Source organism: Lysinibacillus sphaericus, assembly GCF_005217585.1.
Lineage (GTDB): Bacteria > Bacillota > Bacilli > Bacillales_A > Planococcaceae > Lysinibacillus > Lysinibacillus sphaericus.
Map to the genome: position 1 here is coordinate 11,459 of NZ_SZPT01000001.1, position 21,150 is coordinate 32,608.

Sequence of the window (21,150 nt, forward strand, 5' to 3'; positions counted from 1 at the left end):
CATAGCGAAGTTCGCCATATAGCAAAAATTGATGAACACCTTTCCTCTGTTCCTTAAATTTTTTAGTTATGTAACAGCCTCTTTTTCTGTCTATATCAGGCTGAAGCAGTACCATATCAGTGTAATGATTGGAGGAAGCAAACAATGTATCCAAACTGGATTTTACAGCGTGCGTCTATCACACCATTACGTAGCGCTCTCACATATGAAGGACAAACTTGGACCTTTCAACAAGTAAATGAGCTATCCTTAAAACGAGCTCGACAATTAACAGCACTTGGGGTGCAGCAAGGGCATCGTATCGCTATTATGGGTCCGAGTACGCCTGCACTGGTCGTTATGATGTATGCTTGTATGCATTTGCAATGTGAAATGGTGATGCTTAATCGCAGGCTGTCTCAAGCAGAAATCGCATATCAATTAGAAGATTCACAAGCAACGATTGTGCTAGTTGCAGATGAGGATGTAGAAAAATTACCGTCATCCGTACACTATCATGAATTTACGACAATAGAAAATGGTAAAGAGCAATATGTTGATATTGCAAAAGAATGGTCACTCAATCAAACAACATCCATTATGTATACGTCTGGTACGACAGGCTTCCCAAAGGGGGTTCGTCAAACAGTTGGCAATCATCAGGCAAGTGCTACAGCCTCTGTTCTAAACATAGGTTTACAAGCCGATGATGTTTGGTTGTGTGCAGTGCCATTATTCCATATAAGTGGTTTTTCCATTTTAGTTCGTTCATTGTTATACGGCAATAAAGTACAACTATATGAGCATTTTAACGTAGAGGCGATCACGCAAAATATTATGGATGGTGATGTCACCCATATGTCAGTGGTCGCTGTAACATTAGAACGCATTTTAAATACCCTTGAGTTAAATAAGGCGCAGGCGTCACCGCGTTTTAAATTGATGCTAGCCGGTGGTGGTCCTGTACCAGTGGATTATCTAGAGCGAGCAAGTGCATTGCATTTAGCAGTAGCTCAAACATATGGTATGACAGAAACCTCGTCACAAACGGCTACATTGGCAAGTGAAGATGCCATGACAAAGATTGGCTCAGCAGGTAAGCCATTGTTTTTTAACCAAATAAAAATTTCAGCACCCAATGCACAAGGTGAAGGGGAAATATGTATTCGAGGTCCCCACGTAACGCCTGGTTACATAGGTCGTTTTGCCGAGAAAAGCGCAACTGAGGAGGGCTGGCTTCACACGGGAGACATTGGCTATATGGATGAGGAGGGTTACTTGTTTGTAGTGGATCGTCGGGCAGATTTAATTATTTCTGGTGGTGAAAATATTTATCCAGCAGAGATTGAAAATGTGCTATTGGCACATCCAGCTATTCAGGAAGCGGGTGTATGTGGCATTGAAGATGAAACATGGGGACAAGTTCCTATAGCATTTGTTGTTTTAAAGGAAGCGGTCACGATGGAAAACTTAAAGCAATACTGTGAAAAGAAACTGGCTAAATATAAAGTTCCCAAACAAATTAAGATAATCGATACACTGCCACGTAATGGAGCAAATAAGCTACTAAGAAGAAAATTAGCAGCTTTACTTGCCAGTGAATAACTTTAATGGATTTAGCCTTTAAAAATAGCATGCTAGAAGTCACTTCTAGCATGCTATTTTTTTGACTTCACGTGCCAGTCACTCAAACAATTCTCAAACAATTGTATAAAGTATATGTGCCAGTCACTCAAACAATTTTTAGGCTTCTGTTATTGAAATTATATTTTTTTGATTAAATTAATTATTCTTTAACATAATAAATAATGGGGGGCATAAACTATTTAGTAAAGGAGAATGACTCATATGAGAAAAACTATATATAATGTTGTCATTATATTATTTGTTTTACAAATGAGTCATGTGCAAGTATTCGCAAATTACGAATCACAGAATATAGCAAAAGCTAATTCAATCGAAACATTACAACAGCAAATTCAGAAAGAAGTGATGCAATTGTCTACTGAATTTGAAATTCGTTACACTGGTAAAACTTCTGAATTACAAAACGAACTAACAGAGCTTATCAAACATGCCATATTAGATCCATATATTTTCGCCAATATTTCCAGCTTTCAATGGAAGTATGATGGCTATGCCAATAATATTGTCATCCAATTTCAATTTACTTATCATATTTCACAGGAAGAGGAGGCATTTACAGAGCAAACATTGACAACTATTGTTGCGTCTATGCATGGATTAAGCGAATTAGAAAAAATACAGGCTGCACATGATTATATCGTCTTAACAACAGAGTATTCAAAAGATAGTGTAGGAAGCCAATATTCGCCATACACATTGCTTAGCGAAGGCAAAGGTGTCTGTCAGGCCTATGCTTTAGTGCTTTATCGAATGTTAGATATGCTAGGTTTTGAGGTGCAATATGTGCCAGGGAAAGTAGGCGAACAATTGCATGCATGGGTGTTAGTGAAGTTAGATAATGAATGGTACCATATTGATGTGACATGGGATGACCCATTGCCAGATCGGAAGGGCGAGGTACGTTATAACTATTTTCTCGTATCCGATAAGCAATTAGCGCAGGATCATACATGGGATTTTGCAAGTTTTCCTTCAGCAACAAGTGAAAAATACGCAGATTGGCAAGGGAAAAGTAGGATTGAAGTTCTTACGAAACCATTAGCTAATCTTTTTACCCCTAATAGTGGGCTAGCGATTATAGAAAATAATGCGCTGCAAATGAAACAATTAATAGAACACTCTGCACAATTACCAAATGACTTTCAACTTAGCGACAAACTTAATCAAATCGTTTTATATGAACAACAGGATAAAGTTGTCCTACAGAGCGCTCTTACAGTTCGTCTGGTTATTGTCAAGACAAAGATAAACGGGGATGCCAGGATAAAGAGGCTTCTTCACTTTGACAAAAATGAAAAGCGTATGCCGCAAGAAAAGTACGTCATAATAAAGGAGGTGTCCCTTATGCATTACGGGGCACCTCCTTCTTCATCTTAAACAGGTAATTCGTATCGTTGTTTTACTTGTGTTCATTTAGAGCTGTTTCTAAAGTTTGCATATTTTTTTTCATGAGAGTAAAATACGTTTCATTATTTTTCACATCATCACTTGTTAACACGCTTAAATTATGTAGGACAAGTGATTGAGCGCCAACTTCTTTTTGAATGACTTCGGCTAATTTAGATGAAACATTTTGCTCGAATAAAATATAATGAATATTTAAGTCTTTTGCTTTATCTACAATCGCTGTTAATTCCTTTTGAGACGGTTCATTTTGCGAGTTTAACCCTGCAATTGGAACTTGTGTTAAGCCATATTGACCCGCGATGTAGCCAAATGCAGCATGCGATACAAAGAATGTTTTGTTTTGCGTTGTGTCAGCCATCGCTTTATATGCAGTGTCTAAATCTTGTAGCTCTTTTATGAGCCCTTCATAATTTGCTGTAAATGTCGCTTCTTGAGCTGGCATTTTTTCAACTAATGCATTTTTAATGGATAATGCTAAATCTTGACTAATAACAGGCGACAGCCATACATGGGGATCGACACTACCGTGAGCATGATCTCCATGATCAGCCTCCTCGTCATGCGCGTGATTATCTTCCGTAGTCGCATCTTCGTGCTCGTCATGTGCGTGGTCATCTTCTGAAGCGGCAGCTTCATGCGCATGATCAGCTTCATCTTCTTCGTCATGCGAATGACCAGTACTAACGGCTAATTTTTCATCAGGTATTTGAGATGCCATAGCAACCATAGTGACATCTTCGTTGGCTAATGTCTTTTTCGTATTTTCTACAAAACCTTCAAGTCCTAAGCCAATATAGAAAAATAGATGCGCGTCAGCTAATTTCATCATATCCTTTTGCGTTGGCTCAAAGGTATGCTCGTTAGCACCAGGAGGATATATAGAAGATACTTCTACATAATCGCCACCAATCCGCTCCGTAAAGTAGCTTAAAGGATAGACGGTTGTGTACACAGTTAATTTATCTGTTTTCTCCGTCTGTTTCGACGATGATGATTGATCACCACAGGCAGCTGTAAATACGGCTAGTACAGCAACTAAGAAAAATAGAAATATTTTTTTCATATAATGGATACCTCTTTCAAATAGTAATGATTACGATTTGTTTTTTAACAGTATCTATAATAACGCACATCGAATAAAAGTACAAGAAAAAATGACCTTCGAAAATTATTTCTTTTTCGAAGGCCATTTTTCAGGCACTGGATCAAAGCCACCAGGATGAAGTGGTTGGCATTTTAAAATACGTGTGACGGTCAAAATTAGACCTTTAATAGCGCCATGCTTTTGAAAAGCTTCTAGACCGTAAGAAGAGCATGTTGGATAGAAGCGACACGATGGTGGCGTCATTGGTGAGATAAATTTTCTGTATAACTGAATGAGCCATATAAAGGGATATTTCATGCTTGTCCATCCTTGTGATGTGAATTATTTTGTTTTGGTTTTGCATCGATTGTTTGTGTAAAAAAATCGCCTTTTTTCTTGAGAATAACGATTACGGAAACACCAAACATTAGCATCATCATTGCAATCATAATGATGATTGGTAATGGAACACCCATTGTTTTCACTCCAAATTCTATTTGATATTGTTATTATAAGTGATATTGCTATAAAAGGGTTAAATTTGAACTACTCGTCATGCTGCTGAAAATTTTGCTTCGGTTTTTCATCGACCGTATGTTTAAAAGCATAGGCGCGATTTACACTTAGAATGGTTGCGACTGTTACTAATATCACGATAATGATTGCAACCGTGATTAGCGAGGTTAAACTCATTGTATTCACTCCGTTCTTGTTCGTTATATCTATTATAAATTAGAAGCTCTAACTTAGTTGTGAAGGAAGTTTGACATTCCAGCGAATAAAATAACCACTTAACCACCATACTATGGAAAAAGGAGTGTTATCTATGGATCGTCAACGTGTTTATTTTTCACTTGCCCATAAAACGTATTATACAAATCCTTACGAAGGGCAATGGAATTTCGAACTTAATGTAGACCGGCAAGCATTAGATGTTTTTGAAAAAATATTTCAGCAAATGCAACTATTAGAAATTGCGAACGGTTGGCGCGCACAATTGCCTTATTTGCAATATCATTTGGATCGAGAAAATGACGAGTTAGATTTACGTTTGAAGAAAATTTATGCACTTATACATGAGTATGGGGATGATGATACAAAGCAATTTGTAGAACAACTTCCCTATTTCAATAAACGTGTCTAGCTATTGGCTAGACATTTTTTATATTTGCATAACCTGTATAACATTATGCTAGTGGAAGCGTGATAGAAAAATAATTTCTAGAAAAATAATAGCAAGTGTACTAAGTCCAACTAGCGCCATTTTTCTTTGAATAATATTTTCAAATGAATGTATTTTACATACTGAACAACTTAATGCCACTCTAGATGGGTTGACCATTGTCATGAACGAAGAACTAACATTTTGAATGCAAGCAAGTATAGTAGGTGACAGACCTATGTGCGTAGCAGTTTCTGTTTGTAGTCGAATAAACATAGTATTGGACGCAGTATTACTGCCAGTTAAAAAACCACCTGTTGCGCCAATTAAAGGTGTTATGAATACAAAGTATGAACCAAATGTGTTGGCAGCAGTTACGGATAGTAGCTGAATCATCTCGGCCTCTGCCATCATTTCGGAAACCACAATATATAAAAAAGTCGTTAGCAATACAGGATAACATTTATTGATTGTTAATTTGATACTATCGAAAATGGATGCCTTATTTAAACGGAAGAGCGTACAAGTAAAGAGACAAACAATAAAGAGAAAAAATCCAGGCGAATAAAGAAACGATAATTGGAATTGATAAGACGCAATCGTTACGGTAAACAGGCTCGTTAAAAAATCTTTAATCGGATTAATAGTTCTTGATGCGATTAGTAGAGCGATTAACAACAAATAAGGAGAAATATTTTTTAAAAAGATATTAGAATAATATTGTTTGTTTCTATTTTGCAAAGAAATCATAATAAAAATAGCCGCCATCACCGTTAAAGAGCCCACTACTCCGGCAAGTTCTACACTGATGAAACGATTACAAACCCACACGCTTAAACCTAAAACTAATCCCATCGATAGTATCCGCCATTTTTTCTTTTGCATTGCTTCTTTTCCGACGCCTATGTATGTAACTAAGAAGGCAAAGTAGATATAAATAGGAATGCACATCAGAGCGCTTCCAATACCTAAATCCTCTAAAGGAATGTTTCCTAATGATGCACCAATAATTGTCCCCATTGCTAACGTGCCCCAAGGTATGATACATAAACTAATTAATGCAATGAAGGAAGATTGTAAGGAATTGAAACCTAGAGCCATTAAAATAGGTGCAATAACAATGACCGCTAGACCAAAGCCGCTAACGGATTCAATTAAAGGAGAGAGCCCCAAGGCCAATAATAATACTTGGTCAATCCGATTATCAGTAGAGGTAGCAATAGAAGAAGCTATTTTTTGGATGGACCCTGATTTTTCCATTAGATGATATAATAATATTCCAAAAAATAAAACATAGGTAACTGGCAATGTTATAAGAAAACTGTTAATAAAAGGTTTAGGCAGTAATGCGAAGTTTAGGTGAAAAACAGGAGAAGTAGCAATCACTGTTGTAAGTAGGCAAGTAAAAATGCCAGTGAAAATAGAAGATTTCTTTAAAATAAAAATCATAAATAAAATACTAACAAGAGGGAATAGCGCTAATACGACTTTTAACATAAAACAACACTCCTATACTTGATTATTCACTATAGTATATTTTATTTTCGCTAAAGTGTAAATATCTTATCTTGCATGAAATGATTCAAACATCTTCTAGGTTGATTGTGATTGATAATGTACAATATCATAGTAGAAGGGCTAACGAAGATAAGTTTTTAATTACATTTCACTATAGTAAAAATAATAGTAGGCGAACAAAGTAGTGAAAGGAGCTTTATTCATGGGATTTGGAAAGCAAGTAAATGTAATGAGGAAGAAAAACAAAATGACATTACAGGAGCTTTCAGCCGCAAGTAATGTGAGTGCCTCGATGCTATCTCAAATTGAAAGAGAGGAAAAAAATCCAACGATACAAGTAGCTTGTCAAATTGCAGAAGCTTTAAATACAACACTTTCAGCTTTATTAGATCAGCAGGAAAAAAGGGAGGTTGTCGTCATAAGAAAAGATGAACGACCCATTTATGTTGATGAAAAATCGGGTTTTCAACGACATTTATTATCACCTTCCGTTCCATCACGAGGTATTGAGTTTGTGTTAAATATTATTCCACCAAACAAAGAATCAGGCATATTTCCCGCGCATAAAGCAGGTGTAAAAGAGTATATTTTTGTTAAAAGCGGAAAGTTACGAGTTGAATTGGGGCATGGTGCTTTTTCTGAAGAATTAGAAGCAGGCGATTCTCTTTTTTTTGAAGCAGATACAGCGCATAGATTTATCAATATGACGAATGACGAATGCCACTATTTTCTTGTGATTGATTCCTCACAGTACATGAAATAATAAGACGAATAACATAATGAATACATTCGTGACAATATAATACGAGGAGTTGAATGGAATGTTTTCATTTCAAGATTTGAATGGATTTCAAGTGGATTTAAGCTTTACAAGAGGGGAGTTTCAAGTTGAACCAAAGCATGTCCTTGTCTTTTTAAAACATGAACAGAAATGGCTATGTACGATTCATAAGCGTCGTGGCGTGGAAGTGCCAGGAGGGAAGGTAGAATCAGGCGAAACATTAGAGCAAGCTGCTGTTCGGGAAGTATTTGAAGAGACGGGTGTGCATGTGAAAAATCTTCAATGGTTTGCAGAATATGCTGTCCACGGTGAACTATTGTTTTGTAAAACAGTCTTCACTGCGGAATTTGTCAGTCAGGAGAAGATAGATTTTGATTTGGAAACTTCGGGTATGGTCTGGTTAACCGATGAAGAGTTTGCAAGCCATCCAAATTTAAGCTTCCATATGAAAGATGAAGGCATGCAAAAAATGCTAGAGGAGCTGAAGCGCTTTGACAATCAATGGAGAAATAGTTGAAAAACGTCCATATCCTTCACCAAATCCAGCTATTCGATTATCAGAAATTACGTATCTATCCCTTGGATTACGTGTCAAAGGCTTACTAGCAGAGCCTAAAGCAGAAGGTACATATGACGGTTTTTTATATTTGCGTGGGGGTATGCAAAGTATCGGCATGGTAAGACCAGCACGTGTTGCACAATTTGCAGCCCAAGGTTTTATCGTGTTTGCCCCTTATTATCGGGGGAATAGAGGTGGAGAAGGCCGTGATGAGTTTGCAGGTCAAGATCGTTTTGATGCAGTGCATGGAGTAGATGTGCTAAAACAATTTTGCAACGATCATATCCATGTGTTTGGTTTTTCACGTGGAGGTATTATGGCGCTCTGGACAGCCATTTTACGGAAGGATATTACATCCGTTGTGACGTGGGCAGGCGTTTCGGATGCCACAGCTACATACTGGGAGCGAACCGATATGCGTCGAATGATGAAACGGGTTATTGGCGGGACACCTAATCGTGTTCCAGAAGCCTATGATGCACGCACACCTTTATTTCAAGTCGATCAGATTACAGCCCCAGTGCTAATTATCCACGGCTATCGGGATGAAAATGTAGATATTGAGCATGCAAGGCAGTTAGCATTTTACTTAGAAGATGCCAATAAAGTGTATGAAACTTGGTATGATCAACGTTTTGCCCACCAATATCCACCTGCCCAAAATCGTGAAACGGTTCGTGCATTATGCGAATGGATGAAGAAGCAGTGAAAATTGTTTGAGTGCCTGACACTAAAAAAAGACACTAAAAAAAAGGGAACGAATACATCGTTCCCTTTTTGTATGCATTATTTTAATGGCCCACCAAGATTAGTGATTGCTTCAGAAACATTTGAGAATTTCTTGAAGTTGTCGTTGAATAGACCAGCAAGTTCAGCAGCTTTCACATCGTAAGCAGCTTTGTCTGACCAAGCATCACGTGGGTTTAGCACTTCTGTTGGTACACCTTCAACTGCTGTAGGGATGTGTAAACCGAATACAGCATCTTGAATTGTTTCAACATTGTTTAGTTTTCCGTCGATTGCTGCGCGTACCATTGAACGAGTATAAGAAAGCTTCATACGGCTACCTGTACCGTATTCGCCACCAGTCCAACCAGTGTTTACAAGGAATACTTGTGCGCCATGCTCATCGATTTTTTGACCTAACATTTCTGCATAAACAGTTGCTGGAAGTGGAAGGAATGGAGAACCGAAACATGTAGAGAATACTGGTTCTGGCTCTGTTACACCACGTTCAGTACCTGCAAGTTTAGATGTGAAACCACTTAGGAAGTGATACATTGCTTGCTCTTTTGTTAATTTACTGATTGGAGGTAAAACACCAAATGCATCAGCAGTTAAGAAGATGATTGTTTTTGGGTGACCTGCAACAGACGGATCAACGATATTTTCGATATATTGGATTGGATAAGCAACACGTGTATTTTCTGTTAATGAACCATCATCGTAGTCGCAAACACGAGTTTCAGGGTCTACAGCTACGTTCTCTAGTACAGAACCGAAGCGGATTGCGTTGTAGATTTCAGGTTCTTTTTCAGCAGAAAGGTTAATTGTTTTTGCGTAGCAACCACCTTCAATGTTAAATACGCCGTTGTCAGACCAACCATGCTCATCGTCACCGATTAATTTGCGGTCAGGATCAGCAGATAAAGTCGTTTTACCAGTACCAGATAAACCGAAGAATAATGCTACGTCACCAGCTTCCCCAACGTTTGCTGAACAGTGCATTGATAAGATGCCTTGTTGTGGTAATAGGTAGTTCATAATACCGAAAATCGATTTTTTAATTTCACCAGCATATTCAGTACCACCGATTAGGATGATTTTCTTTTCAAGTGATACAATGATGAATGTTTCAGAAGCTGTACCATCAACAGCTGGATCTGCTTTAAAGTTAGGAGCTGAAATAATTGTGAAATCAGCAACGTGAGAAGCTAATTCTTCTTCAGTTGGACGGATAAATAATTGATGGGCGAAAAGATTGTGCCAAGCATATTCATTGATTACTTGAATACTTAATTGTGAATCTTTGTCAGCACCAGCAAAACCTTTAAATACAAATAATTCGTCACGTTCTTTTAAGTATTTAACTACTTTTACATATAAGTTATCGAACACTTCAGAAGAAATTGGTTGGTTTACTTTACCCCAGTCAATTTTATCTTTTGTGCTTTCTTCTTCTACCGTATATTTATCTTTAGGTGAACGACCAGTGTATTTGCCAGTTTCTGCACGAACTGCGCCATCTACTGTTAACATTGCCTCACCACGAGATGTAGCTTTTTCAGCTAATTGTGGTACTGAAAGTTGAACGTTAATGTTCCCGCCGTTTAATAATTCCTTCAGTTCGTTTGCAATTTCTACTGAATTCATCGATTAAATACCATCCTTTTTTATAGTATTCCCTTGAGTTTGAGGGAGTTTTTCTTAATTTCAAAAATAGTATAACACAATTGCTTTAATAATCTATACTAATTCAAAAATTATTTTCGAGTTTTAAATACTTTTCAACAAAACGACATAAAATAATTGACATTGTTCTACCTTTTACGTAAGATGAGGAATTGAACGGATACTCTTATCCCGAGCTGGTGGAGGGTCAGGCCCTGTGAAACCCGGCAACCTGCATGAACTATTTCACGACATGCGTTGGTGCCAACCTGATGCAAGGGGATACCCCTTGAACGATAAGAGTGAAAGGTTACGAAGTCATTATTCCTTTCCTCATGTTAAGTACACGTGAGAAAAGGATTTTTTTTATTTTTAAAATGAATGTAAAGGTAAGTATGTGCAATTCTTTCCTTATTATAATGACGGATCTTTCGAAATCCTCATGTTAAAAGCAACAACGGCTTGAGAGTTCAATCCTTTAGGAGCGGACTTGACATGGGTAATGAGTACCGTATTAATTTCGCAAATACTATTTGTAAGAGTAATAGGAGGAAAACCAAATGACAAACCGTCGATTGTTTACATCAGAGAGTGTAACAGAAGGACATCCCGATAAAATTTGTGATCAAATCTCGGATGCTATTTTAGATGCTATTTTAACAGAAGATCCTAATGCCCGTGTAGCGTGTGAAACAACGGTCACAACAGGCTTAGTATTAGTAGCAGGAGAAATTACTACTTCTACTTATGTAGATATTAAAGGCATTGTGCGTGATACAGTAGCAGAAATCGGCTATACACGAGGCAAGTATGGCTTTGATGCTGAAAACTTAGCTGTACTAGTCGCAATCGGAGAGCAATCACCTGATATTGCCCAAGGTGTAGACCAAGCATTAGAAGCGCGTGAAGGTTCAATGACAGATGCGGATATTGAAGCAATTGGTGCAGGTGACCAAGGATTAATGTTCGGTTATGCATGTAATGAAACACCTGAATTGATGCCTCTACCAATTAGTTTAGCGCATAAATTGGCTCGTCGTTTAACAGAAGTACGTAAATCAGGTGAATTAGCATATTTACGTCCAGATGGTAAAACGCAAGTAACAATTGAGTATGATGAAAACAATGTCCCTGTTCGTGTTGATACGATTGTTATTTCAACTCAGCATGATGAAGAAGCAACACTTGAACAAATTCAAGCAGATTTAAAAGCATTAGTAATTGCTCCAGTAGTTCCTAGTGAGTTATTAGATGCACAGACGAAATACTTCATCAACCCAACTGGTCGTTTTGTTATCGGTGGTCCAAAAGGAGATGCTGGACTTACTGGTCGTAAAATCATCGTTGATACATACGGTGGTTATGCACGTCATGGTGGTGGTGCATTCTCTGGTAAGGATGCTACGAAAGTGGACCGTTCAGCAGCCTATGCAGCACGTTATGTAGCGAAAAATATTGTTGCAGCTGGTTTAGCAGAACGTGCAGAAGTACAGCTTGCTTATGCTATCGGTGTAGCACAGCCAGTATCGATTGCCGTTGATACGTTTGGTACAGGACGAGTAAGTGAAAGTGAAATTGTAAAATGGGTTCGCGAACTTTTCGATCTACGTCCAGCAGGCATCATTAAAATGCTTGATTTACGTCGTCCAATCTATAAACAAACGGCTGCATACGGTCACTTTGGCCGTACAGATTTAAATGTACCTTGGGAAAATACGGACAAGGCAGATGCACTAAGAGAAAAAGCTAGTTTATAATCTGTTTTGTCAAGAACATTCGATTTGGTAATGAACAAACGTAAATGTTTTTTTGAAAGGGGCTAGCTAGTGGCCCCTTTTTATCTTGCCTTTCGCATTTCTTCTTACTTGCTGCTAAGTCGGGGAGTAATGCACCTTCTATTTAAATCGTGAAGGCAACTAGTGCTCTTTAATCGAGTGAAAGATTTAAGCGGACTTTACGTAAGTGATTGAAAAAATTCGCTTTCTTCCCGTACGTCTACATACAAGATGTACTGTAGGCGGTTAGTGGAAGGAAATTGCGAATTTTTTTTATAAAGAGTTGTTACGTATGCAAACATCTACAACTATAGGGGCAATTCGCCCGTTTTGTAAGCATCCATTATTTTTGAAGAGATTTGTAATATTGTCCTTTTTCCGCGTATTCTCTAACGATACGTTCCATATCTTCCTTGTCTTCAGCATTTAATTCCCGTACAACTTTCGCTGGACGTCCTAATGCTAAACAATTGGGAGGTATGACTTTACCTGGAGGGACAAGACTACCCGCACCGATAAATGCACCTTCTCCTATCTCTGCCCCATCTAACACAATTGATCCCATACCAATTAAGGCATTTTTTCGAATTGTACAGCTATGTAAGGTTACTTGGTGTCCAACTGTTACTTCATCTTCGATTATTAATGGATATTTTGGACTTTGATGTAGACAACAAAGATCTTGGATGCTTACTCGTTTACCAATAATTGTAGGAGATACATCGCCTCGAATCACTGTATTAAACCATATTGTTGTCTCTGCTCCAATCGTTACGTCTCCCGTAACGGTTGCATAGTCAGCAATAAAAACCGATGGATCGATTGTAGGTGTTTTGTCTTTAAAAGGATAAATCATGCTAATCGCCTCTTTTCTTTCTTTGATGTAGTATTATCGTATCAAATACGCAATTTTATGCAAATATAATTTTATAATGGTACGAATATTTCGTTATAATTATTGTGTAACTAATTATTTAGGAGGACTATGTGAATGTGGAAATGGGAAGCTGATGGACAAGCGAAGGCTGTGATTGCTATTGTTCACGGTGCATATGAAAACCACCGTTGGTACGCATGGCTGATTGAAAAACTTAGAATGGAAGGCTTCCACGTAGTCATGGGCGATTTACCGAATCATGGGGCAAATGCGAAACTATCACGTGTCCATGATGAGGACTTTAAAGAATACAACAAGTATACTAGGCATTTAATTGAAAATGCCTTTTCATATAATTTGCCAGTATTTTTAATAGGGCATGGACTAGGAGCAACGTTAATACTGCATACCATGCATAAGAGAAAATATGAATGTGCAGGAATTGTCTTGACCTCACCTTGGTTGCAATTGAACTTACAGCCTGGGAAATTATCGAATGCATTAACGAGCTTAAGTGCTTTGACGGCAAGTGTGAAGATGACACATGATATTACTTTCGACAAGTTATCACGTAGTGTCGAAGGTCGCGATGAAATGAAAGACGAGTTTCCTTTTATGTCTGTCATCTCAGTAAAATGGTATCGTGAGTTACAACAGATGATGCGCAATTTAGTGATTATGCCGAAAGCAGAGTTTCCAAATACCCCTATGCTTATTATGACTGGAGAAAGAGATAGCATTACAGAAACTAGACAAACACGTAATTGGTTGCATCAGCAGGAGTTTGCTGAATTCCAATTTAAAGAATGGGCAAAATGCTACCATAATCTGTACCATGAAATAGAGAGAGATGAGATTTTTTTCTATATCCGTGATTTTATTAATAATGCTTTGCGTAGAATTGGCTATATAATTCGATAGAATGTTTCCCCTCCGAAAAATATTGTTGAATAAGATGTATAGTAACTTAAAAATAATGTTGTAATTTTCAGAAAAATGTAATACTATAATGTCTTAAAGAACGAATATTCATATTTTGGGAGGGGTAAGATGGAAAGTATTGTTAGTTTTATGAACAGTATTTTATGGGGACCGTGGTTTATTTATGGTATTTTATTGATCGGTTTATTCTTTTCAATTATTACAAGGTTCCTACAAATAAGACATATTAAGGACATGTTTGTCTTAATGTTTAAAGGGGAAAAATCAGAAAAAGGAATTTCTTCTTTCCAAGCAATGTCGATTGCATTATCTGGGCGCGTTGGTACAGGGAACATTGCTGGTACAGCAACTGCCATTGCAATGGGGGGACCTGGTGCGATTTTTTGGATGTGGGCAATTGCCTTCATCGGTGCAGCGACAGCTTATGTGGAGTCAACATTAGCGCAAATATATAAAGAAGAGAAAGAAACAGAATATCGTGGTGGTCCAGCCTTTTATATTGAAAAAGGGATGGGGCAGAAGTGGTTTGCAATCATTTTTGCAATTGCAGCGTTAATAGCCATGTTAATACTAATGCCTGGTGTTCAATCAAATGCAATAGCAGGTGCCGTTGAAAACGCTTTTGGAATGGAATCTTGGATTACAGGAATTATTATTGTTGTATTATTAGGTGCTATTATTATCGGTGGGGTTAAATCCATTGCAAATGTTGCACAAGTAGTTGTCCCATTCATGGCTTTAGCTTATATTCTAATGGCAATCGTCATTATTTTTATGAATATTTCAGAAGTACCTGCTGTATTTTCGCTAATTTTCTCTAGTGCTTTTGGTGCACAAGAAGTATTTGGGGGAATTATTGGTTCAGCAATCGCTTGGGGGGTTAAGCGTGGTATTTATTCTAACGAAGCGGGTCAAGGAACTGGTGCGCATCCAGCGGCGGCAGCTGAAGTTTCACATCCTGCTAAACAAGGTATTGTGCAAGCGGCATCTGTGTACATTGATACATTATTAGTTTGTTCGGCTACAGCATTTATGATCTTATTTACAGGTATGTATAATGTTCAGAATGAGAAAGCTGCGGAAGGTACAGATCCGTTTATTTACGTTGGTGAATTCAATGAAAATGGCCTTACTGGTGAGGAGCAAATTACCTTTGCGAAAAGTATTAAAGAAGGTGCTGCATATACACAATGGGCAGTGGAATCTTCATTGCCAGGTATAGGTTCAAGCTTCGTAGCAATCGCTTTATTCTTCTTCGCATTTACGACAATTATGGCGTACTACTATATAGCAGAGACGAATGTGGCCTATTTATTCTCAGGGAAAACCGAAAAGATTTTCATTTGGATAGCTAAAATCGCCTTTTTAATTGCAACATTTTTTGGAACGATTCGTACATCTGACCTTGCATGGGCAATGGGTGACGTTGGCTTAGGATTAATGGTATGGATTAACGTTATTGCCATTTTAATTATTATGAAGCCTGCGATTCTCGCATTAAAAGATTACGAGAAACAGAAAAAAGAAGGCAAAGACCCTGTGTTTGATCCTCGTAAACTAGGAATTAAAGGTGCGGATTTCTGGGTTGATTACAATGATAAACGCAAAAATAAATAATGTATAAAAAAGTCCTCTCAATATTGAGAGGACTTTTTTATTTTAATGGCCGTCGCAAGCGGCTGCTTGTGCGTTCAGAATTGTTTGAGCGACTGGCACCGGGAAGTCTTTCATTTTTTCTAATGCAATAACAAATGGTGGGTCGTTTTGTTGGTTTAGAAATTCGTATTTTAACACATGGATATATTTTTGTGGTAACTGACTAACATAGTTGATGACTGCGTCACGTTCTTCTTTACCGCCTGGATGGCCATGGTAAATAACAAGGACAATTAATCCGCCGATTTTTAGCAGTTGCAATAAATCTTGAATTGCAAGAATCGTTGTATTTGGTTTTGTTACGATATCATGGTCACTGCCAGGCAAATAGCCAAGATTGAATATAGCAGCCGCAACTGGTTTTTGAACATGCTTGGCTATATTTTCGTGCCCCGTATGTAACACAAGGGCACGGTGTTCTAATGCATTATCTAGCAGACGGTGCAAAGTAGCATCGACTGCATTTTTTTGCACGTCAAAGGCATAAACTTGTCCGTTATCACCAACAAGTTGAGCTAAAAATAATGTATCATGGCCGTTTCCAGCCGTAGCATCGACAACAGTATCGCCTTCTTGTATCGAGTCTATTAATAATTGCTGTGCATATTGTAAGACGCGTTGAAGCTTCATTTTGTGACCTCGGCATTATAAAATTTACCTTGCCAACTGCCCCGACGTTCTAACTCTGCATCAATACCGTTCAATACTTCCCACTTATTAACACTCCACATTGGTCCAATCATTAAATCAATTGGTCCATCACCTGTTATACGATGGATAACCATTTGCGGTGGTAAAATTTCTAACTGATCTGCAACTAGTTTTGTATAAACGTCTTGATCTAAAAATTCTAGCATGCCTTTTTCATATTGCTTAACCATAGGCGTCCCTTTTAATAAATGCAGTAAATGGATTTTAATGCCTTGGACATCCAGTTTAGCTACTGCACGTGCCGTTTCCATCATCATGTCATAATCTTCAAGTGGAAGGCCGTTGATAATATGTGAGCACACACGAATCCCATGCTTACGCAGCTTTTCAACACCTTCTACATAGGTTGCATAATCATGTGCGCGATTAATCAGGTTTGCCGTTTTTTCATGGACGGTTTGTAGTCCCAGTTCAATCCATAAATAGGTGCGTTTATTTAGTTCTGCTAAATATTCTACAACATCATCTGGTAAGCAATCTGGGCGTGTTGCAATGGACAGTCCGACTACACCTTCTTGTGCTAACGCAGCCTCAAATTTTTCCTTTAAAACTGGCAGTGGCGCATGGGTATTTGTATATGCTTGGAAGTAAGCCATATACTTGCCATCTTTCCATTTTTGATGCATTTTGTCTCGAATTTCCGCAAATTGCACATCAATAGGATCGACTTTATTTCCGGCAAAGTCACCTGACCCTGCAGCACTACAAAATGTACAACCTCCGAATGCGACTGTACCATCTCGGTTCGGGCAATCAAAACCTGCATCGAGCGCTACTTTAAATACTTTATGACCGAAGTGATCACGTAAATAGCGATTCCATGTATAGTATCTTTTCCCCTCTGTGGGAAAAGGAAAGTTTGTTTCTGTCATGTATTTCACTCCTCTAACATTGTATTTTATCATGTGCGTAAGGTTCCGTCATGGAGTAAGAATATAAATAGACAGAGACAAATATTAGGCGGCTTTGTTTACTTAAATAAATAATTTATTTTTGTGGTAAAGGAACAGAACTGTTGGCTACTATAACGCATGCATAAAGCACAAAAAAACGGCTTATTTAAGAAGTTTTTTATGAAGAAAGGGTAAATTTATTTTCCTTGTACTTTTTTATTTTTCATCATAAACTAGCTATTTAGAGAAACGAAATAATGGGGGTCAAGGATATGCCAAAAAGTGTTTGGTTTTTAATTATCGGTATGCTTGTGAACACGACGGGCAACTCTTTTTTATGGCCTTTAAATGCCATTTATATGCACGATTATTTAGGGAAATCACTTGCAATGGCTGGCTTTGTTTTAATGTTGAATTCGGCTGCGGGTGTATTAGGCAATCTATTAGGTGGTTTTTTATTTGATAGAATTGGCGGCTATAAATCTATTATGCTGGGCATTTTATTGACCGTTGCTTCGTTAATAGGATTAACAATCTGGCATGGCTGGCCACATTATGTTTGGTTTTTAACCATACTTGGATTTAGTGGAGGAATTGTATTTCCAGGGATGTTTGCCTTAGCAGGAGCGGCTTGGCCTGAAGGTGGTCGTAAGGCATTTAATGCGATTTATTTAGCGCAAAATTTAGGTGTTGCCGTAGGGCCGGCATTAGCTGGGATTGTGGCGGATTATCAATTTGATTATGTGTTTGTTGTTAATTTAGCGATGTATATTTTATTTTTCTTTATCGCATTGATTACATTTAGAGGAATAGATGCGGAAAGTATAGCATTGAAAAATGTAGTAAGTGAAAGTAAACGTATTACAAATAAGGCACCATTTTATGCCTTGTTAATTTTAAGTTCATCCTCCGTGTTATGCTGGCTTGCCTATTCGCAATGGAGTGCAACCATTTCATCCTATACGCAAGATTTGGGATTAGGGTTAAAACAATATAGTTTACTTTGGACGATTAATGGGCTTCTTATTGTTGTTGGGCAACCATTAATCGCACCGCTTGTGCGCCGTTGGGAACATCAACTAAAACGTCAACTAGTATTTGGCATTACGCTTATTGCAGCGTCGTTTGGCATTGTAGCATTTGCTGGAGATTTTAAAATGTTTGCTGCTGCAATGGTTGTATTAACTTTTGGCGAAATGTTTTATACACCAGCTTTACCGACCATTGCAAATCAGCTTGCACCAAAGGGACGCGAAGGTTTTTACCAAGGTATTATTAATAGTGCGGCTACAGCAGGTCGGATGATCGGTCCATTGTTCGGTGGCATTATGGTGGATCAATTTGGTATGATTGCCCTTGTTTCAATTTTAGTAGTTATTGTATTAATAGGCATTTTCCCATGTCTGATCTATGACCGCCCATTATTGGGTGGCAGGCACGCAAACAATTCTGAAAATTAAAGGCGATTTACTTATAAGCGAATGCTATAGCATTCGCTTTTTTATTTTTTTGGATTGAAATAGTTGACGCAAAAGGATACAATCATACATATTCAAATATTTGAATATGTGAAAATGAATGATATGGGGGGATTAACGTGGAAGAAGGCTTACAACAGTTTAAAGCCGATTTTTTTAAAGCCTTAGCACACCCGTTACGGATAAGAATTCTTGAGTTATTAGTCGATGGCAAGAAAAGTGTGAATGAGATTCAAAGTTGCCTAGAAAAAGAAGGCTCGGCAGTTTCCCAGCAGTTAAGTGTTTTACGGGCAAAAAATATTGTTTATGGTACAAAAGAAGGTAAAAAAGTTTACTATTCTTTAAGTGATCCAATGATTGTTGAATTGTTGCGTGTTGCAAAAGATATCTTTGACAACCATTTAATTCATACAATTTCAAGATTAGAAGAAATGACCGTCAGTGAAAATGACGAAGAGTGCATGTAGGGGATGTAATACATTTACCACCCCTTACTGAACTGGATTCGAAAAACTTAATTATTTCGAAGGGAAGATTATTGTATGAAATCACTGTTTACAGGTCGGTATGAAGGGTATTCAGTTGATCATTTTAAAAAGGACTTATTATCTGGCATAATTGTTGGGATTGTTGCAATTCCACTAGCGATGTCTTTTGCCATTGCTTCCGGTGTAAAACCAGAATATGGGATCTATACAGCGTGTATTGCGGGCATACTTATTTCACTATTTGGAGGTTCAAAATTCCAAATCGGTGGACCAACAGGTGCTTTTGTGCCAATTCTTTTAGGCATTGTCTTATCATATGGCTATGAAAATTTATTAATTGCGGGGTTAATGGCGGGAGTGCTGCTATGTTTAATGGGCCTTTTCAAGCTAGGTACTCTTATAAAATTTATACCACGTCCTGTAACGATAGGCTTTACTGCGGGTATTGCGGTTATCATTTTTACTGGGCAAATAGCTAATTTTTTAGGTTTAACAAATATTACACGTCATGAATATTTTATCGCAAATATGAAAGAGTTGTTCGTGCATATAGGAACAATTAATTATTATAGTATTTTCATAGCGGTTATTTGTCTTGTAATTATCCTTTTAACACCTAAATTTTTTCCAAAAGTACCTGGCGCATTAGTAGGCATTGTTGTTTCTACACTTGTTGCTACCTTCTTTTTTTCAGGACAGGTTGCAACAATTGCTACGGCTTACGGTCAAATTCCTAATACGTTACCGAAGTTTTCAATACCAGAAATCACCTTGGAACGATTACAATTATTGATTGGACCTGCCTTTGTGATTGCCATTTTGGGCGGGATTGAGTCGCTCTTATCAGCAGTTGTTGCTGACGGTATGACCAATACGAAACATAATAGTAATCGTGAGCTTGTAGGACAGGGCATAGCGAATATTATTACACCATTATTTGGCGGGATTCCTGCTACAGGGGCGATTGCACGTACGGCAACCAATATTAAAACGGGTGCTGCATCACCAATGTCAGGTATTATTCACGGTGTGTTTGTATTAGTCACATTATTGTTATTAGCGCCCTTTGCTTCGCATATTCCGTTAGCAAGTATGGCACCAGTACTAATGGTCGTTGCGTGGAATATGAGTGAACAAAAACATTTTGCTCATATTGTAAAAGCGAAATCTGGAGATTCACTTGTATTAATTATTACTTTTTTGCTTACCGTTTTCGCTAGCCTAACGATTGCTGTTGAAGTAGGTCTTGGCTTAGCCGTTGTGTTGTTTGCTAAACGAATGAGTGAGAAGTTGGTTATAGATAAAGTATTACCTGACCATACAAAAAAGAATGGAAAGGTACAACCTTATGTTGTCAATCAAAAGCATGATTGTCCACAAATTAGTATTTATACGATTGAGGGTCCACTGTTTTTTGGTGCAGCGCAAACGTTTGAAGAGACATTACTGCATTCTATGCAAGAACAACCAAGCGTCCTGATTTTACGTATGGGAAAAGTGCCATTTATGGACTCCACAGGTGAGTCTTATTTTAGCAATATCGTGGAGAACTTTACAAAGCGTGGTGGCAAGGTCTTCGTCACGGGCATACAAGAGGACTTAAAACTAGCGCTTATGCGTAATGGATTATATGCTCAAATTGGACAAGATCATTTTTTTGAACATACAGGAGAAGCTATAAATAGAGCATTGACACATTTAGATATGAATAAATGCCTTGGTTGTAAACATTTCGCTTTCCATGAATGCGTTGACTTTTCGAGTGACAGGCACGGAAAAGATTCTGACAATTGATGACGATT

General features: G+C 37.9%; 22 protein-coding genes and 1 riboswitch. Of the genes, 13 read left to right on the top strand and 9 right to left on the bottom strand.

The features are described from left to right. Positions 1–144: 144 nt before the first annotated feature. The 3 genes from FC748_RS00060 (at position 145) to FC748_RS00070 (ending at position 3,003) form a co-directional block, all read left to right on the top strand. Positions 145–1,584, top strand: coding sequence for an o-succinylbenzoate--CoA ligase (locus tag FC748_RS00060; RefSeq protein ID WP_024363693.1), 1,440 nt, complete (start codon positions 145–147; stop codon positions 1,582–1,584). Positions 1,585–1,655: 71 nt separating this feature from the next. Next, complete coding sequence (locus FC748_RS22520; protein WP_108030000.1) at positions 1,656–1,760, top strand: hypothetical protein; 105 nt, start codon at positions 1,656–1,658, stop codon at positions 1,758–1,760. A gap of 67 nt (positions 1,761–1,827) precedes the next feature. Further along, positions 1,828–3,003: a transglutaminase domain-containing protein gene (locus FC748_RS00070; RefSeq protein ID WP_108029999.1), complete on the top strand. Its 1,176-nt coding sequence runs from the start codon at positions 1,828–1,830 to the stop codon at positions 3,001–3,003. Positions 3,004–3,025: 22 nt separating this feature from the next. On the opposite strand, the gene FC748_RS00075 is transcribed toward FC748_RS00070, so the two are convergent. From FC748_RS00075 to ytzI, 4 genes are all read right to left on the bottom strand, one after another. Next, positions 3,026–4,096, bottom strand: a complete 1,071-nt coding sequence (locus tag FC748_RS00075) for a metal ABC transporter solute-binding protein, Zn/Mn family (protein WP_108029998.1) — start codon at positions 4,094–4,096, stop codon at positions 3,026–3,028. Positions 4,097–4,201: 105 nt separating this feature from the next. Then, entirely contained in the window at positions 4,202–4,435 is a 234-nt protein-coding gene (yidD, locus tag FC748_RS00080) for a membrane protein insertion efficiency factor YidD (protein ID WP_024363696.1), read from the bottom strand. Beyond that, positions 4,432–4,593 carry a hypothetical protein gene (locus FC748_RS21910; RefSeq protein WP_162832724.1) on the bottom strand — a complete coding sequence of 54 codons (162 nt, stop codon included), beginning with the start codon at positions 4,591–4,593 and terminating at the stop codon, positions 4,432–4,434. Before FC748_RS21910 ends, yidD begins: the two co-directional genes overlap by 4 nt. A 70-nt stretch (positions 4,594–4,663) precedes the next feature. Beyond that, positions 4,664–4,810 (bottom strand): YtzI protein, encoded by a 147-nt coding sequence (gene ytzI / locus FC748_RS00085; RefSeq protein WP_103976058.1) that lies wholly within the window; start codon positions 4,808–4,810, stop codon positions 4,664–4,666. Positions 4,811–4,943: 133 nt separating this feature from the next. Here ytzI and FC748_RS00090 point away from each other — a divergent pair, with 133 nt between their 5' ends. Further along, on the top strand, positions 4,944–5,261 hold the full coding sequence (locus FC748_RS00090) for a hypothetical protein (protein WP_024363697.1): 318 nt from the start codon (positions 4,944–4,946) through the stop codon (positions 5,259–5,261). A gap of 48 nt (positions 5,262–5,309) precedes the next feature. On the opposite strand, the gene FC748_RS00095 is transcribed toward FC748_RS00090, so the two are convergent. Next, positions 5,310–6,776, bottom strand: a complete 1,467-nt coding sequence (locus FC748_RS00095) for an L-lactate permease (RefSeq protein ID WP_108029997.1) — start codon at positions 6,774–6,776, stop codon at positions 5,310–5,312. Between the two features lie 223 nt (positions 6,777–6,999). On the opposite strand from FC748_RS00095, the gene FC748_RS00100 reads away from it, so the two are divergent. Genes FC748_RS00100 through FC748_RS00110 form a run of 3 tightly spaced genes read left to right on the top strand, consistent with a single transcriptional unit; the run spans position 7,000 to position 8,846 of the window. Next, the gene (locus tag FC748_RS00100) at positions 7,000–7,560 is read left to right on the top strand and encodes a helix-turn-helix domain-containing protein (protein WP_024363699.1); all 561 of its coding nucleotides are present in this window, start codon (positions 7,000–7,002) and stop codon (positions 7,558–7,560) included. A 58-nt stretch (positions 7,561–7,618) separates the two neighbouring features. Continuing rightward, a complete protein-coding gene (locus tag FC748_RS00105) occupies positions 7,619–8,095 on the top strand; it encodes an NUDIX domain-containing protein (RefSeq protein ID WP_108029996.1) in 477 nt (158 codons plus the stop codon). Beyond that, complete coding sequence (locus FC748_RS00110) at positions 8,070–8,846, top strand: alpha/beta hydrolase family protein (protein ID WP_024363701.1); 777 nt, start codon at positions 8,070–8,072, stop codon at positions 8,844–8,846. Before FC748_RS00105 ends, FC748_RS00110 begins: the two co-directional genes overlap by 26 nt. A 77-nt stretch (positions 8,847–8,923) precedes the next feature. On the opposite strand, the gene pckA is transcribed toward FC748_RS00110, so the two are convergent. Next, positions 8,924–10,510 (bottom strand): phosphoenolpyruvate carboxykinase (ATP), encoded by a 1,587-nt coding sequence (gene pckA, locus FC748_RS00115; protein ID WP_024363702.1) that lies wholly within the window; start codon positions 10,508–10,510, stop codon positions 8,924–8,926. A 202-nt stretch (positions 10,511–10,712) separates the two neighbouring features. Then, positions 10,713–10,831, top strand: a riboswitch (SAM riboswitch). A 257-nt stretch (positions 10,832–11,088) separates the two neighbouring features. On the opposite strand from pckA, the gene metK reads away from it, so the two are divergent. Beyond that, positions 11,089–12,285, top strand: coding sequence for a methionine adenosyltransferase (gene metK, locus FC748_RS00120; protein WP_025220354.1), 1,197 nt, complete (start codon positions 11,089–11,091; stop codon positions 12,283–12,285). A 361-nt stretch (positions 12,286–12,646) separates the two neighbouring features. Here the strand turns inward: metK and FC748_RS00125 are convergent, their stop codons facing one another. Further along, on the bottom strand, positions 12,647–13,159 hold the full coding sequence (locus FC748_RS00125; protein WP_024363704.1) for a gamma carbonic anhydrase: 513 nt from the start codon (positions 13,157–13,159) through the stop codon (positions 12,647–12,649). A gap of 135 nt (positions 13,160–13,294) precedes the next feature. Here FC748_RS00125 and FC748_RS00130 point away from each other — a divergent pair, with 135 nt between their 5' ends. Together FC748_RS00130 and FC748_RS00135 are read left to right on the top strand one after the other, a co-directional pair. Next, complete coding sequence (locus FC748_RS00130) at positions 13,295–14,101, top strand: alpha/beta hydrolase (RefSeq protein ID WP_024363705.1); 807 nt, start codon at positions 13,295–13,297, stop codon at positions 14,099–14,101. 129 nt (positions 14,102–14,230) lie between these two features. After that, positions 14,231–15,739 carry an alanine/glycine:cation symporter family protein gene (locus FC748_RS00135; protein ID WP_024363706.1) on the top strand — a complete coding sequence of 503 codons (1,509 nt, stop codon included), beginning with the start codon at positions 14,231–14,233 and terminating at the stop codon, positions 15,737–15,739. 42 nt (positions 15,740–15,781) lie between these two features. Here FC748_RS00135 and mnmM read toward each other — a convergent pair whose 3' ends face one another. Next, a complete protein-coding gene (mnmM, locus tag FC748_RS00140; protein WP_108029995.1) occupies positions 15,782–16,408 on the bottom strand; it encodes a tRNA 5-(aminomethyl)-2-thiouridylate-methyltransferase MnmM in 627 nt (208 codons plus the stop codon). Beyond that, positions 16,405–17,361: a tRNA modification radical SAM protein MnmL/YtqA gene (gene mnmL / locus FC748_RS00145; RefSeq protein ID WP_024363708.1), complete on the bottom strand. Its 957-nt coding sequence runs from the start codon at positions 17,359–17,361 to the stop codon at positions 16,405–16,407. The genes mnmM and mnmL overlap by 4 nt, the downstream gene beginning before the upstream one ends. Positions 17,362–17,654: 293 nt before the next feature. Here mnmL and FC748_RS00150 point away from each other — a divergent pair, with 293 nt between their 5' ends. The 3 genes from FC748_RS00150 to FC748_RS00160 all read left to right on the top strand — a co-directional run bounded on the left by FC748_RS00150 (position 17,655) and on the right by FC748_RS00160 (position 21,142). Then, positions 17,655–18,842, top strand: coding sequence for an MDR family MFS transporter (locus FC748_RS00150; protein ID WP_024363709.1), 1,188 nt, complete (start codon positions 17,655–17,657; stop codon positions 18,840–18,842). A 137-nt stretch (positions 18,843–18,979) separates the two neighbouring features. Continuing rightward, positions 18,980–19,327: an ArsR/SmtB family transcription factor gene (locus FC748_RS00155; RefSeq protein ID WP_024363710.1), complete on the top strand. Its 348-nt coding sequence runs from the start codon at positions 18,980–18,982 to the stop codon at positions 19,325–19,327. A gap of 75 nt (positions 19,328–19,402) precedes the next feature. Further along, a complete protein-coding gene (locus FC748_RS00160; protein WP_108029994.1) occupies positions 19,403–21,142 on the top strand; it encodes a SulP family inorganic anion transporter in 1,740 nt (579 codons plus the stop codon). Positions 21,143–21,150 lie beyond the last annotated feature (8 nt).